13 protein-coding genes are annotated in these 13,643 nt (G+C 68.1%); 2 read left to right on the top strand and 11 right to left on the bottom strand.

Features of this window, described 5'->3' with window-relative positions; all coding sequences use genetic code 11:
* Positions 1 to 17: 17 nt before the first annotated feature.
* The 6 genes from DBV35_RS14940 to DBV35_RS14915 form a co-directional block, all read right to left on the bottom strand.
* A complete protein-coding gene (locus DBV35_RS14940; protein ID WP_108661115.1) occupies positions 18 to 1,523 on the bottom strand; it encodes an amidohydrolase family protein in 1,506 nt (501 codons plus the stop codon).
* A 64-nt stretch (positions 1,524 to 1,587) separates the two neighbouring features.
* Entirely contained in the window at positions 1,588 to 2,706 is a 1,119-nt protein-coding gene (locus tag DBV35_RS14935; RefSeq protein ID WP_157961767.1) for an ABC transporter substrate-binding protein, read from the bottom strand.
* Between the two features lie 105 nt (positions 2,707 to 2,811).
* Positions 2,812 to 3,900, bottom strand: a complete 1,089-nt coding sequence (locus DBV35_RS14930) for an ABC transporter ATP-binding protein (RefSeq protein WP_108661957.1) — start codon at positions 3,898 to 3,900, stop codon at positions 2,812 to 2,814.
* Positions 3,901 to 4,014: 114 nt separating this feature from the next.
* Positions 4,015 to 4,830 carry an ABC transporter permease gene (locus tag DBV35_RS14925; protein WP_211099986.1) on the bottom strand — a complete coding sequence of 272 codons (816 nt, stop codon included), beginning with the start codon at positions 4,828 to 4,830 and terminating at the stop codon, positions 4,015 to 4,017.
* Positions 4,827 to 5,645 carry an ABC transporter permease gene (locus DBV35_RS14920; protein WP_108661113.1) on the bottom strand — a complete coding sequence of 273 codons (819 nt, stop codon included), beginning with the start codon at positions 5,643 to 5,645 and terminating at the stop codon, positions 4,827 to 4,829. The genes DBV35_RS14925 and DBV35_RS14920 overlap by 4 nt, the downstream gene beginning before the upstream one ends.
* A 239-nt stretch (positions 5,646 to 5,884) precedes the next feature.
* Complete coding sequence (locus tag DBV35_RS14915; protein ID WP_170134946.1) at positions 5,885 to 6,571, bottom strand: helix-turn-helix domain-containing protein; 687 nt, start codon at positions 6,569 to 6,571, stop codon at positions 5,885 to 5,887.
* 279 nt (positions 6,572 to 6,850) lie between these two features.
* Between DBV35_RS14915 and DBV35_RS14910 the strand changes: the two genes are divergently transcribed.
* Positions 6,851 to 7,837 (top strand): isopenicillin N synthase family dioxygenase, encoded by a 987-nt coding sequence (locus tag DBV35_RS14910; RefSeq protein ID WP_108661111.1) that lies wholly within the window; start codon positions 6,851 to 6,853, stop codon positions 7,835 to 7,837.
* A gap of 33 nt (positions 7,838 to 7,870) precedes the next feature.
* Here the strand turns inward: DBV35_RS14910 and DBV35_RS14905 are convergent, their stop codons facing one another.
* The 4 genes from DBV35_RS14905 to DBV35_RS14890 form a co-directional block, all read right to left on the bottom strand.
* Complete coding sequence (locus DBV35_RS14905; RefSeq protein WP_108661110.1) at positions 7,871 to 8,749, bottom strand: GGDEF domain-containing protein; 879 nt, start codon at positions 8,747 to 8,749, stop codon at positions 7,871 to 7,873.
* 183 nt (positions 8,750 to 8,932) lie between these two features.
* Complete coding sequence (gene pncA, locus DBV35_RS14900) at positions 8,933 to 9,562, bottom strand: bifunctional nicotinamidase/pyrazinamidase (RefSeq protein WP_108661109.1); 630 nt, start codon at positions 9,560 to 9,562, stop codon at positions 8,933 to 8,935.
* Positions 9,563 to 9,696: 134 nt separating this feature from the next.
* Positions 9,697 to 10,173, bottom strand: a complete 477-nt coding sequence (locus DBV35_RS14895; protein WP_108661108.1) for an ureidoglycolate lyase — start codon at positions 10,171 to 10,173, stop codon at positions 9,697 to 9,699.
* A 53-nt stretch (positions 10,174 to 10,226) separates the two neighbouring features.
* Entirely contained in the window at positions 10,227 to 11,432 is a 1,206-nt protein-coding gene (locus tag DBV35_RS14890) for a hypothetical protein (protein WP_108661107.1), read from the bottom strand.
* Positions 11,433 to 11,584: 152 nt separating this feature from the next.
* On the opposite strand from DBV35_RS14890, the gene DBV35_RS14885 reads away from it, so the two are divergent.
* Positions 11,585 to 12,367 carry a siderophore-interacting protein gene (locus tag DBV35_RS14885; RefSeq protein ID WP_205648690.1) on the top strand — a complete coding sequence of 261 codons (783 nt, stop codon included), beginning with the start codon at positions 11,585 to 11,587 and terminating at the stop codon, positions 12,365 to 12,367.
* A gap of 7 nt (positions 12,368 to 12,374) precedes the next feature.
* Here the strand turns inward: DBV35_RS14885 and DBV35_RS14880 are convergent, their stop codons facing one another.
* Complete coding sequence (locus DBV35_RS14880; RefSeq protein WP_108661106.1) at positions 12,375 to 13,613, bottom strand: NAD(P)/FAD-dependent oxidoreductase; 1,239 nt, start codon at positions 13,611 to 13,613, stop codon at positions 12,375 to 12,377.
* Between the last annotated feature and the right edge of the window lie 30 nt (positions 13,614 to 13,643).

Below are 13,643 nucleotides of genomic sequence, written 5' to 3'. Positions count from 1 at the left end.
GGGAAGGCCCCGCGCCGTCATTCGCGGCCGGGCATACCGGCGAAGCGGTGGACGTGGTGCGCCTCGCACGCGAGGCCCGCGCAATAGGTGCCGACGATCGGCTGCATTTGGCGGAAGACCGCCCGGTTCGTCGCCGTCAGCGTGTCGATCCGGTCGATCGCCGCTCTTACCTTCGGGCGCAGATGGGCAAGGTCGAAATTGACGAGCTTGCGCTCGCGCACGACCCACTTGCCGTCGATCATGACGTGGAGGACGCCCGTGGAATCCTCCGCCTGCACGAACTGGTTCAGCGCGTTGCGCAGCGGCATGTAGTGGATCCAGGAAAGGTCCAGGAACACGAGGTCGGCATAATAGCCCGCCGCCACCTTGCCGATATTGGGCATGCCGAGCGCCTGGGCGCTGCCCTCGGTCGCCGCCTGCGCGGCCTCCTGGCTCGACACCCACTGGCGGTAGTCGTTGTCGTAGACGTGCGAGACATAGGCGGCGAGGCGCATCGCCTCGTACATGTTCTGATTGTCCGAGCAGCTCGACGCGTCGGTCCCGATGCCGACATTGACGCCCTTGTCGAGGAGGCGGCGCATGTGCGGCAGGCCGGAGCCGAGGCGCATGTTGCTCCCGGTGTTGAGGACGACCGAGGCGCCGGCATCGCCAAGGCGCGCCATGTCCTCGTCGCCGAGCCAGACCCCGTGCGCGGCCGAAAGGTCCGGCCCCAGGATGTCGAGCCGGTCAAGGTGCGCGGTGAGGCTCATCCCGTAGCGGCGCTGGGCGGCGATCTCCTGCACCTTCGATTCGGAGAGGTGGGACTGGATCATCAGCCCGTGCTCGCGCGCGATCGAGACGCACCCCTTCATGAAGGCGTCGGTGCAGAGAAGCGGGATCGTCGGCCCCATCGCGAGGGCGATCCGGTCCTGCGCGAACGGCCAGGCCCGCGCGATCTCGGCGAGGCGCTTCAGGATGTCCTCCCCGCCCGGCGCGCCCGAGCCGTCGATCTCCTTCTGGAGCGGGGCGGGCAGCGCCTCGTAGAGGCCGGGGATCGCGCGGAAGAAGGGATAGTCGGCGACCATCGGCGCGATGACGGCGCGCATCCCGATATCGGTGTAGGCCTGCCCCGCCGCCGTCAGCCCGTCGAGGGTCGGCGTCGGCAGCTCCATGAACATGTCGTAGCAGGCGGTGCAGCCCTTCAGCACCATCTCCGCCGCGCCGATCGCGGTCGACAGATACTTGTCCTCGTGCGTGCGGTGGCCCGCGAACCAGGGGCCGGCTGCGAGGATCAGCTCCAGCGTGATGTCGTCCGTCAGCCCGCGCGAATAGTGGCCGTGGCCGTGCGTGTGGCCGTTGACGAGGCCGGGATGGATGAGCTGGTCCGACGCGTCGACGAGGATCGCGTCGGGCGGCGCGGCCATCCCCGGCTGCCCGACCTCCGCGATCCGGCCGTCGATGACGAGGATGTCCTTCCGGTCGACACTGTCTTCCTCCGGACGCAGGACGAGCCCGTGGCGGATGATCTGTGGGGGCGATTGCATAGGGGGCCTGTTCACGCGGGAGAGAGGCCGGGGCGGTGCCCCGGCCGTCGTGGGTTCGGTGCGATCAGGAGATCGCCTCGATATAGCGGTTGAGGACGGTGGCGCTGTTGTCGGCGTACCACTCGCCGTCCGCCGGGATCTGCTTGGCGTAGTTCTCGGGCGAACCCGGATCCAACGGCTTCAGCTCATCCGGGACGAGGGCGGCGGCGGCCGGGTTGATCGGCCCGTTCCCCAGAAGCTCGAAGAGGACGATCTGCTGCGCCGGATCCTGCGTCGAGGCGATCAGCTTGAAGACGTCCTTGCCGGCCGGATTGTTCTTCATGACGATCCAGGCGCCCGGCCACACGATGCCCTGATTGTAGGTGAACTCGATCGCCGCATCCGTCTCGCGGCGCACGACCGAGGCGCGCGTGTTGAAGAGGTTGCCCATCACGACCTCGCGGTCGCGGAAGATCTGCTGGCTCTCAGCGCCCGAGCCCCAGAAGATCGTGTGCTCCTTGATCTCCTTGATCTTCTCGAGCGCACGGTCGACGTCGATCGGGTAGATGTCCGCCGGCGCGACGCCGTCGGCGAGGAGCGCGGCCTCGAGCTGCCCGTCGATGTGCTTGCGCAGCGCGCGGCGGCCGGGGAAGTCCTTCACGTTCCAGAAGTCGGCCCAGGTCGAGGGCGCCTTGTCCGGGAAGGCGGCGGTGTCCCAGGTGAGCACGTTGGAGAAGATGTAGTTGCCGACACCCCACTGCCCGGCATGCTCCGGGCGCACCTTCGACTTGTCGACGATCGTGTAGTCGATCTCCTCCAGGAGCCCCTGGCGGCCGAGCTCGAGCGAGGCCGGGATGTTGCGGTCGGCGACGTCCCAGGTGACGCTGCCGCTCTCCACCATCGCCTTCACCTTGCCGGAGGAGGGCCCGGCGCCGTCGACGAAGACCTCCGTGCCGGCGTTGGCGGCCATGAAGGGCTTGGCGAACGCCTCGGTCATCGCGGTGACTGCATCGCCGCCCCAGTTGACGAGGACGATCTCCTTGTCGGCCGCGAGCGCGGGCGAGAAGCGGAACATCCCGGCCGAGACGCCGAGGACGCCGCACAAGGTCAGGAAGCTGCGGCGGTTGACGGCCTTTCCGTCCGTCGTCTGCCGCAAGAGATCGACACAGTCCTCAGCGAACGATGGCACGTGCAATTTAGACATGGTGAACATCCTGTTTGGGTCTGGTTGACGAAAGGACGTGGGTGGCGGGCGCCGCGTGCCCGTCGCGGCGGCAAAGGAGCGAAGGGAGCGCGCCGGGCATCGCGCTCACCGGTCGTCGAGGACGGCGACGGCCGCCTCGGGCTCCCACCCGAGCCAGACCGTCCCGCCCCGTGTCAGCACGATGTGCGAGCGCCATGCGGCGAGCTGGGCGTGGAAATGGCCGAGCGCCGTCTCCACGCGGCAGTGGATGAGGGAGCCGACATAGTTCCAGTCGGTCAGCGTCCCTTCGAGCCGGACACGCTCCTGCGGCGGCGTCAGCGAGACTTCGAGCTTCTCCGGCCGGACCGCGAGGAGGAGGGGCGCGCCGGGCGATGCCTCGATCGCGGGATCGAGCGGGATCGCGTGGCCGCCGGCGTCGAGGATCCGCACCCCGTCGCGCACCGCGACGGTGCCGGCGATGAAGTTGCTCTTGCCGAGGAAGTCGGCGACGAAACGGGTCGCGGGGCGCTCATAGAGCGTCTCCGGGCCGCCCTTTTGGACGATCTTGCCGGCGCGGATGATGGCGATCTCATCCGACATCGAGAGCGCCTCCTCCTGGTCGTGCGTGACGTACACGAAGGTCATGCCGAGGCGGCGGTGCAGGTCGCGCAGCTCCCATTGAAGGTCGGCGCGCAGGCTCTTGTCGAGAGCGGAGAGCGGCTCGTCGAGAAGGAGGACCACCGGCTCGAACACCAGCGCGCGGGCGAGCGCGACGCGCTGTTGCTGGCCGCCCGAGAGCTGGCGCGGCATCCGCTCGGCAAGGTGGCCAAGCTGCACGAGGTCGAGCGCCTTCGCGACGCGCGCCGCGATCTCGGCGCGCGGCCTGCGGCGCACCTTCAGCGGAAAGCCGACATTGCCGGCGACCGTCAGGTGCGGGAAGAGCGCGTAGCCCTGGAAGACCATGCCGAAATCGCGCTTCTCCGGCGCAAGGTCGGTGATGACGCGCTCCCCGATCCGCACCGTGCCGGAGTCGGGGATGGTGAAGCCCGCGAGCGTCATGAGGAGCGTCGTCTTGCCGGAGCCGGAGGGGCCGAGGAGGGTGACGAAATCCCCGCTCCGGATCTCGATCGAGACGTCGTCGAGCGCGGCGAGCGCGCCATAGCGCTTCGTCACGTTCTCGACCGAGATGGGATGCTTGCCGCGCGCCGGGCTCATCGCGTCCACGCTGCCTCCCTCACCGGTCACGATCTGCAAGGCGGGGACGGGGCGGGGTCGCGGGTCGATGCATCGTGTCTCCAGCGATGATGCAGGTTTCGGAGCGCGCACCGGTCATGCCCCTTTCACCGCGCGCGCGCCCATGCGGCGGTCCCACAGGAGCTTCAGGATCACCGCGACGATGGTGGCGGCGACGAGGACGACGCCGATCGCCGCGACGGCCGGGCTGATATTGTCCTGGATCCCGTCCCAGATCTTTCGCGGCAGCGTGTAGACGGCGCGCTGGGTGAGGAAGAGGGCGACGACGATCTCGTCCCACGAGATGGCGAAGGCGAAGACGCCGCCGGCAAAGATGCCGGGCCAGATGTTCGGCAGGATCGCGAGGCGCACCGCGCCGAGCGGCCCGGCCCCGAGGCTGCGCGCCGCCTGTTCGAGGCGCGGGTCGAAATTGGCGAGCACGGCCGAGACGGAGATCACCACGAACGGGATCCCCTTCATCGTGTGGGCGATGATGAGGCCCGGATAGGTGTCGATCATCCCGAACTCGACCCACACCCGGTACATGCCGAGCGCGTGGACGATCGGCGGAACGATCATCGGCGTCAGCATGATGATGCGGATCGCCTCGGTGAAGCGGGTCGAGAGGCGCCAGCAGCCGATCGCGCACGCCGTGCCGAGAATGATCGCCCCCGTCGCCGCCGCGAGCGCTACGATGAGGCTGTCGAGGAAGCTCTCGCGCCACGTCGCGTCGGTGACGAGCTCGCGATAATGGCGCAGCGAGAGCGTGTCGGTCGGGAGCGAGAGGTAGCGCTCCGGCGAGAAGGAGACCGGCAAGACCACGAAGATCGGCAGGACGAGAAAGAGGAGGATCAGCCAGGCGAGCGCCAGCGTGAGGGCGAAGCCGCGCCCGGCGCGGCCGGCCTCGATCACGCCGCCGCCCCGAAGAGCTGGCGGAATTTCACGACGCGCCCGAGGACGATGATCATCAGGAAGACGATGATGAGGAGGCTCGACGCCAGCGCCGTCCCCATTCCCCAGGCGAGCGTCTCGTTGACCTGGAGGGCGATGTATTCGGCGACCATCGTCACCCGCCCGCCGCCGAGGAGGGCGGGGGTGATGTAGAAGCCGAGCGAGAAGATGAAGACGAGGATGCCCGCGCTGATGAGGCCGGGCATGCTGAGCGGCAGGTAGACGCGCGCGAATGCCTCGAGCGGCGAGGCGCCGAGGCCGCGCGCCGCCGGTACGAGCCGCCGGTCGATCCCCCGCATGCTCGCGATCAGCGGCAGCGCGGCATACGGGATCATGTAGTGGACCATCCCGATCACCACGCCGAGCTCATTGCGGATGAAGGGGATCGGCTGGGTGATGATGCCGAGCGCGATGAGCGTCTCGTTCACGAGCCCGCGCGTCTGGAGGAGCGTGATCCAGGCGAAGGCGCGGATGAGGATGCTGACCCAGAAGGAGAGGAGCACGCCGAGCATCATGATCGACTGCCAGCGCCCCGAGACGTGCACGATCGCGTAGGCGAGGAGATAGCCGAGGACGAGCGTGATCGCGCTGGTGATGACGCAGATCCAGGCGGTCGTGCCGACGACGCGCCACACCGCGCTGCTCTTGAAGATGCCGACATAGTTGCCGAGCCCGAAGGTGGGCTCCGTCACGCTGATCGTGAGGACGCGCGACAGCGGGTAGATGTAGAAGATCAGGAGAATGATGAACGGCGCGAGCGTCAAGAACCAGTACATCGCCTGGGTTCGACCAGTGATGGCTGTCGCTCCGAGCAATTTCCCGACACCTTTCGCAATATCGGACGTCAACGACGATCCTATTGAATTACACTAACCGCATAGCGTTCTTCGATTATCAGATTTCATCAAATTCACAACGACAGACACGCGTCGACGTGGCTCGAATATTGGTCAGATTTCACAAATAATGATCGAATATTAAGCGGAATGACCATCTCCTCGGCGCGGGTTGCTGCTCAATAAATCGGCGGGCTGATCGCCCAGATGACCTGGGTCATCGTTTTACCGGGGTTGTGGTAGCGGTGCGGGACCTGGCTGCTGAAGGAGAAGCTGTCGCCGGGACCGAGGCTCAGCCGCTCCCCGTCGAGCCACAGATCGAACCGCCCGGCGACGACGACGCCGCTCTCCGTCCCGACATGGGAATCATACTCCACCGACGAGCCGCCGTTCGGCGCGATGTAGGAGTGGAAGGTCTGCAATCCCTCGAAGTCGGGCGGGGTCAGGAGCTCAATGAAGGTGTCGGACGCGCCGAGATTGAGGACGCGCCGGTCCTGATAGCGCACGATCGCGCCGGCGGCGGGCGAGTCGCTGGGCTCGGTGCCGCCGGAGAAGAGGGAGCGCACGCTGACGCCGAGCCCGGAGGCGAGTTGGCGCAGCGATCGCATCGACGGGGCGTTGAGGCCGCGCTCCACCTGGCTGATGAGGGCGACCGAGAGGCCGGAGCGCTCCGACAGGTCCTTCAGTGACAGGCGCTGCTCCTTGCGAAGCTGGCGGATCTTGTTGCCGAATGCGGCGTCGGCCTCGTCGCCGCCGAGGACGGACGCGCCGGCGCATGTCTCGCCGGGGTCGGTTTCATCCATCCTGTGATGGGCGTGTGTGAGGGCTGCGGCGAAGGGAGCACCGCTGCCTGCGCGCTGGCTCACAATTACAGCCTCCTCAAAAAATGAACTCGCGTCTCCTACGGACCATTCGCCCGTCCGCCGGGGCTCCGATTGACGCGGAAGCCGAACCTCATGCATCCTCGATCGACAGGAGGCGAGCCGGGTCCGGACCGCCAATCGCCGCACCCATTGTGTGCTGACGATTTGGCGCTTGCAACCATTATCATTACAGCAAGAATGAAATTTGGTTCATCCGCCGGTCCGTCGCCGCCGTCATCGCCATCGACGTCCCGCGTTCCCCCTTAGCGAGAGGAAGCCTCAATGGATCACGGCTCTGAAATCCCCATCATCGACGTCGCCGCGATGCTCGCGGGTGAGGAGGCAGCCGAGGCGCGGGTCGCGGACCAGATCCTCGCCGCCTGCACGTCGACGGGCTTCTTCTACCTCGCCGGGCACGGCGTGGATCAGGCGATGATCGATGATGCGTTCGAGGCGAACCGGCGCTTCCACGCCAAGCCGGTGGCGGAGAAGCTCGCGGTCAAGCAGAACCGGTGGCACCGCGGCTACCAGCCCTTCGCCTCCTCCACGCTGAAATCGTCGGCCCGCTTCGAGGCGGCGCGTCACCCGAACCAGCTCGAATCCTTCTTCGTCCGCCACGAGCTTTCGCCGAACCATCCGGACTATGAGAGGAAGGCGCTCCAGGGCCCGAACCAGTGGCCGGACGATCCCTGGTTCATCGAGACCGTACGCCGCTACGACACGGCGACACGCAATCTCGGCCTTTCGCTGCTGCCGGCCTTCTCGCGCGCGGTGGGCGAGGATCGCGGCTTCTTCACCCGCCTCTTCGATCCGCCCGCTTCCGCGCTGCGCCTCATCCACTACACGCCCGCGCCCGCCGTCCGGCCGGAGGATCTCTACGGGATCCACCCCCACACCGATTACGGCTTCCTCACCATCCTCGCGCAGGACGATGTCGGCGGCCTCCAGGTCCAGCGCGTCGACGGGACCTGGATCGACGCGCCCTATATTCGCGGCACGTTCATCCTCAATATCGGGGACATTCTGGCCCGCTGGACCAACGACCGGTTCAACTCCACGCCGCACCGCGTCGTGAACAAGTCGCACGAGAAGGACCGCTACTCGATCGGGATGTTCTTCGACCCGAACCTCGACACGATGATCGAAACGCTGCCGCAATTCGCCGACCTTCAGCCCGGCAAATATCCGCCCATCCGCTATGGCGACTATTTCACGATGCGGCTTGACGCCAACTATCCGGACCGGACCGGGCTTCCCGCGGCCAACTGATCGGCCCGCCGCCTGGCGGGCCGGGGCGAGGGCTCAGGCGACGACCTCGTCCTCGCCCTCGTCCACATGGACGCGGCCGCGTCCGTTCCGCTTGGAGAGGTAGAGGGCGCGGTCGGCCCGCACGATCGCATCCTCGATCGCGTCCTTGTCGTGGCGGCGGTGCATCTTGGCGACGCCGGCCGAGATCGTGACCGCGCGCCCGGCGACGCGCACCGTGCGGGCGATCTCCTCGCTGATGCGCTGGGCGAGGCCGGCCCCGTCCTCGAACGCCTCCACCAGGGCGAAGACCACGAACTCGTCGCCGCCGAGGCGGGCCGAGACGTCCTCCGGGCGCGTGCTGACGCGGATCGCGTGGGCGACGCCGACGAGGACGCGGTCGCCGACATCATGGCCGTGCGTGTCGTTGATGGACTTGAAGTGGTCGAGGTCGAAGAGGATGACGATCGGGACCTTCTCCACGACCCGCGTGAACGCCTCCACCGAGCGCAGGCCGCGCCGGTTGAGGAGGCCGGTGAGGGGGTCGCGGGAGGCAAGCTGCTCGGTCTGCGTAATCGTGCGCTCGGCGTGCTCGATCATCGACTGGGTGTGCCGCATCAGGATGCCGGCCTCGTCCTGGAAGTGGCGCGGCAGGCGCGGAAGCTGGCGGCGGTCGGCATAGCTCTCCATCGCCCGGCTCGCCCAGATCACCGGCCGCAGCAGGAAGCGCAGCCCCGCCATGGTCACGACGGATCCGACGACGGTGGCAAGGAGCAGGGTGACGAGGAAGGCGACGGGGACGGGCTCATCCCGGTCCAGGAGCACGAAGGCGACCGCGGCGATCAAGGGAACATGGGTGCCGACGAAGGCGACCATGAACATCTTCATCGACAAGGACCGCGGAAAGCACGTGTCGAGGGCCTGATATAGCCTCATGGGGCACTCCGTTCGTCAGACCATTTAAATGGATCGTGAAAATGGCGATTATGTGTGGGGGCGATCGTCCGGGGTGGGTGCATAAAGATGTGCGGCGCCAAGTTTGATCAAAGCCTGCAGTCCTGTCGTCAACGAGCGAGCCAGGGTTTGGTTGCTTTTTATGAAAGCGACGAAACCTTTAAATCAGAAGTCGTGTGACCACGTGACGCCGAACTCCCGCGCGGCGGACCGCGTGGCGTCCAGCGAGCCGTCGACGTCGATGGCGGCCGTCAGCGGCTCGATGATCGTTGCCGCGAAGCCGTGCTTTCGGGCATCGAGCGCGGACCAGCCGACGCAGAAATCCGTCGCGATCCCGCACAGGACGACCCGCTCGATCCCCCATTCGCGCAGCGCCCCGGCAAGGCCCGTCGGCGTCACCCCGTCATTCTCATAGAAGGCGGAGTAGCTGTCGATCTCGCGATGCTGGCCCTTGCGCACGATGAGGCGCGCGTGGGGAATGTCGAGGTCGGGGTGGAAGGCGGCGCCGTGGGTGTCCCACACGCAATGGTCCGGCCACAGGACCTGCGGCCCGTAGGGCATCGTGATTTCGCTGAAGGGGGCGGCGTCCGCGTGGTTCGAGGCGAAGGAGGTGTGGTCGGCGGGGTGCCAGTCCTGCGTGAGCACCACCGTGCGGAAACGCTGCGCGAGCCCGTTGACCGGGGCGATGAGGGCGTTTCCGCCGGCGACCGCGAGCGCACCGCCTTCGCAGAAATCAACCTGGAGATCGACGACGAGAAGCGCGGTCGCGGGATCGGCCGCAACGTCGGTGGTCAATGCAAATCACCCCGTGGCAGAATACTGCCACTTTAACCTACATCAATTGCATTTGGGAACAGCTGAGTTGGATCCCGCGCGGCCGGCGGGGACGATGCGGCCGGGCCGCCCACCGCGCGGGTCCGGCGATCCGCTCAGCGCACGACGGTGAGCGGCTCGATGTCGACGAACTCCTCGTCGCCCTTCGTCCCGTCGCGCCACATGGTGATCGCGAACTGGGCGGGCGGGCTGATCACCGTCATCGGATGGTGCCAGACATTGGGGGCGTAGGTGATGCCGACCTGCCCTTCGGCGACGAAGGCGCGCGCGCCCGTCATGTCCGGCCCGGTCCCGTCCGCGTTCTGCGGCGCGACGAGGATCAGGTAGGCGGTCGGCGCCATCGGCACGAAGGTCTGCGAGGAGAATTCGTGCCGCTCCATCTTCGTGCAGACGAGGGGGAGGTTCGCCGACTTCTCGATCAGCGCGATCGACAGGCTCGGCCAGGCGTCGGCGCGGAGCGAGCCGAGCGCGTCCTCGAAATATTGCCGGCCCGCGCTGGTCGGCGGCGGCACCACGGCGCCGAAGGGTTTGAAGGCCTCGGGCGTGAGGGGCTCGACTGTGATCGTCTGCACGAATCTCTTCCGTTCGGATGGCGAAGGCCAAAGCCTAGCAGGGGGTGCCGCGCCTAGACCAGGAAATCGTCCGCCCCGAGGCTGGTCCCGGCGAGCCCCTCGAACCGGATGGACCCGTCCGCCGTCACGAGGAGGAGATCCTCGCCCGCCTCGACGATGTTCGAGAGGACCGCGCCGATTGCGAGGTCGAGCGCCGTGAGGTCGATGACATCCTGGCCCGGCCGGAAGTCGGCGACGACATCTTCGCCATGGCCCGCCGCGAACAGGAAAATGTCCGCCCCCTTGCCCCCGACGAGGCTGTCGCGTCCGGCCCCGCCATCCAGCGTATCGCGGCCGCCGCCGCCTTCCAGCGTGTCGCGCCCGTTGCCGCCCGAAAGGGTGTCATGGCCGCCATCGCCCATGAGCCTGTCATGGCCGCCGCCCCCGTCGAGCACGTCGCGCCCCTGGCCGCCGGAGAGGGTGTCCGATCCCGCGCCGCCGGTGAGCGTGTCGTTGCCGCGCAGGCCCGACAGCAGGTCGCGTCCGCCGCCGCCCGCGAGGAGGTCGCCCCTGTCGCGCCCGAAGATCTCGTCCGCCCCCGCGCCGCCCGCGATGACATTGGCGTCGTTGACGCCGATCAGCACGTCCGCCCCCGACGTACCCTGGAGGTGGAGGGTGTTCGTCGCGCCGTCGAAATGCGCCTCCACTCCGTCGAGGCCGTCCGAGGGGCCGTAGAGATATTTGAGCGCCTGCTTGTCGAGCGTGCGGTACTGGGTCTTCGCCCCGCCCGCCGTCGTGTAGCTCATCAGCGTCTTGTTGGTGTTGTCGAGATGGTCGGGGAGGTTGGGCTCCCCGTCGAACGGGTGCTTGAGGCCGAGCGCATGGCCGAACTCGTGGAGGAGCACCTCGAAGCCGAACGTGCCCTTCTCGAAGCTCGCATAATTGTCGGACATCGCGATGTCCTCGACGGTGCGCGACCGGTTCGCGCTCACCTCGGGGATGCCCGCCCAGGATTCGCCCGTGCCGAAGGTGTTGAGGGCGATGTTCACCATCGCGTCCGCGCCCGGCCCGACCTCGATGAGGAGGACGCCCGCGACCTTCTGGATGGTGCGCGCGGCGAGGCGCACCGCATCCTGCAGGCCCTCGCTCGCATAGGCGAGCCCGTCCCACAGGTCGTCGCCGGTCGTGAAGGTGTAGGTCACGATGACGGGCGCGCCCGTGTCGGTCATGCCATTGTGCCGCGAGGTGTCGCCGGCGAGGAGTGCTTCGTAGTGCTTCATTAGATCAATTCGATCCTGGAACGATTGTTGTAATCATTACTAAGTGTTCGGAACAATTCCGCGACACGTTTTCAGGATTTACTGTGACGATTTGCTTTCGCGCGCAAGATGGTGGCATGAAGAGCGATGTTCGGCGTGATGTGGAGTAGGGTATGACCATGAGCCCAGATGTGGCGGCGCGGGTGGCACCGGCGGGCGCGTATCCCGCCGTCTCGGAGCGGCTCGCCTCGCGCGGCGCGATCCATCATCTCGACGTGGTGGACACGGTGGAGGTGACGCCGCGCATGCGCCGCGTGCGGCTCTCCGGGGCCGGTGTCGCGGATCTGCGCCACCGGCCGGGCCAGAGCCTCATCCTCGTGCTCCCGCAGGCGGACGGGTCGACCGCCGCACGCCACTACACGATCCGCGCGATCGACGCGGCGGCGCGGCTGATGTCGATCGATTTCGTCCTCCACGGGGACACCCCGGCGAACCGCTGGATCCGTGCCGCGCGCGCGGGTGACCGGATCAGCGCAGTCGGCCCGCGCGGCCGCGTCGTCCTCAACCCGCGCGCGCCCCATCACCTCTTCTGCGCGGACGAGACGGGGCTCCCGGCGGTCCTGTCGATGCTGGAGGCGCTCCCCGAGGAGGCGCGCGCCGAGGCGTTCATCGAGGTCGCGACCGCGGACGAGATCCAGCCGGTGGCGACCGCCGCGAAGGCCGACATCGCCTGGCTGGTGCGCGAGCCGGGCGCCCGTCCCGGCGCGGCGGTGACGGCGCGCGTCGCGGCCTACGCGCCCTCAGGCCGCCTCCACGCCTACCTCGTCGGCGAGACGGGCGAGGTCCGCGCCCAGCGCCACAGCCTCCTCGCGAACGGGCTCGACAAGCCGAACATCTCCGCGGAGGGCTACTGGCGGCCGGGCCGCGTCGGCGGCCACGACCACGTGGAGGACTAGGCGAGCCTCACCAGAAGCGGGCGGCGGCGAAGGGGGCGATGTCGATCGGCGGCGTCGCGCCCGTCACGAGGTCGGCGACGAGGCGCGCGGTCGCGGCCGACTGGGTGAGGCCCAGATGGCCGTGCCCGAAGGCGTAGACGATGCGCCGGTCGCGCCGCGAGGGGCTGATCACCGGCAATGAATCCGGCATCGAGGGGCGGAAGCCCATCCACTCCCTGCCGCCCGTCGTCTCCAGCGCCGGCAGGAAGCGCTTCGCCTTCCGCAGCATCGCCTTCGAGCGCGCGAAATTCGGCGCACGGCTGAGCCCGCCGAGCTCGACCGCGCCGCCGACGCGGATGCCCGAGGTGAGGCGCGTGATGACGAAGCCGTGGGCGGGGAAGGTGATGTGGCGCTTGAGGTCGAACGACCCCGGCGGCAGCGTGGTGTTGTAGCCGCGTTCGGTCTCGAGGGGCACCGGGTCGCCGAGGCTGGCCGTCAGCCGCTTCGACCAGGCCCCGCAGGCGACGAGGACCGCATCCGCCTCGATCGCGCGCCCGTCGGCAAGGTGCACGGCGGGCTTGCCCCCGGCCTCCACCGCCGTTGCCTCGGCCGTCATGAAATTGCCGCCGCGCGCGCGGACCGCCTCGCCGACGGCCTTCGCGTAATCGTAGGGGTCGCTGATCGAGCGCCAGGTCGGGATGAAGGTGCCGTGCGTGAAGGATGGGGCAAGGCCCGGCTGGAGCGCGGCGAGATCATCGCCGGTGACATGGCGGAACTCGACCCCTTCGGCCTCCCGCGCGGCCCAGGAGGGCAGCGAGTCCTGGAACTCGCGCGCGCCCTCATAGACTTCGAGCGCGCCGTCCGAGCCGAGCATGTGCGAAAGCCCCGCCGCCTCCATCAGCCGCAGCGTCTCCTCGCGGGCAAGGCGCATCATCGTGACCTGTGCGCGCATCGAATGCTCGGCCGCCGCCGGCCGGCTCGCACGCCAGAAGCGGTAGAGCCAGGGCGTGATCGCGGGGAGATAGGCGGGCGGGATCGAGAGGGGGCCGACCGGATCGGCGAGCCAGCGCGGCGCCTTGCGCATGATGCCGGGCGAGGCGAGGGGCATCACGTCGGAGAAGGCGAAGCCGCCGGCATTGCCGAAGCTCGCGCCCTTGGCGATCTCGCCCCGCTCGATCACCGTCACGCGCCGCCCGCGCTCGATCAGCGCGAAGGCGGCCGAGAGGCCGACAATGCCGGCTCCGATGATCGCGACGTCGGCACTCATGGCACTCTTCCGTTTCCGCTTCGCGCGCCC

It is taken from the genome of Acuticoccus kandeliae, from assembly GCF_003073115.1.
Note: the sequence above shows the minus strand (reverse complement) of the source record. Positions and strands in the feature narration are given on the sequence as shown.

What these genes read in the sequence shown, in the direction of transcription:
- DBV35_RS14940 (WP_108661115.1), bottom strand. Translation starts at nt 1,523, where the DNA reads ATGCAATCGCCCCCACAGATCATCCGCCACGGGCTCGTCCTGCGTCCG.
- DBV35_RS14935 (WP_157961767.1), bottom strand. Translation starts at nt 2,706, where the DNA reads ATGTCTAAATTGCACGTGCCATCGTTCGCTGAGGACTGTGTCGATCTC.
- DBV35_RS14930 (WP_108661957.1), bottom strand. Translation starts at nt 3,900, where the DNA reads ATGAGCCCGGCGCGCGGCAAGCATCCCATCTCGGTCGAGAACGTGACG.
- DBV35_RS14920 (WP_108661113.1), bottom strand. Translation starts at nt 5,645, where the DNA reads ATGTACTGGTTCTTGACGCTCGCGCCGTTCATCATTCTCCTGATCTTC.
- DBV35_RS14910 (WP_108661111.1), top strand. Translation starts at nt 6,851, where the DNA reads ATGGATCACGGCTCTGAAATCCCCATCATCGACGTCGCCGCGATGCTC.
- DBV35_RS14905 (WP_108661110.1), bottom strand. Translation starts at nt 8,749, where the DNA reads ATGAGGCTATATCAGGCCCTCGACACGTGCTTTCCGCGGTCCTTGTCG.
- DBV35_RS14890 (WP_108661107.1), bottom strand. Translation starts at nt 11,432, where the DNA reads ATGAAGCACTACGAAGCACTCCTCGCCGGCGACACCTCGCGGCACAAT.
- DBV35_RS14885 (WP_205648690.1), top strand. Translation starts at nt 11,585, where the DNA reads ATGACCATGAGCCCAGATGTGGCGGCGCGGGTGGCACCGGCGGGCGCG.
- DBV35_RS14880 (WP_108661106.1), bottom strand. Translation starts at nt 13,613, where the DNA reads ATGAGTGCCGACGTCGCGATCATCGGAGCCGGCATTGTCGGCCTCTCG.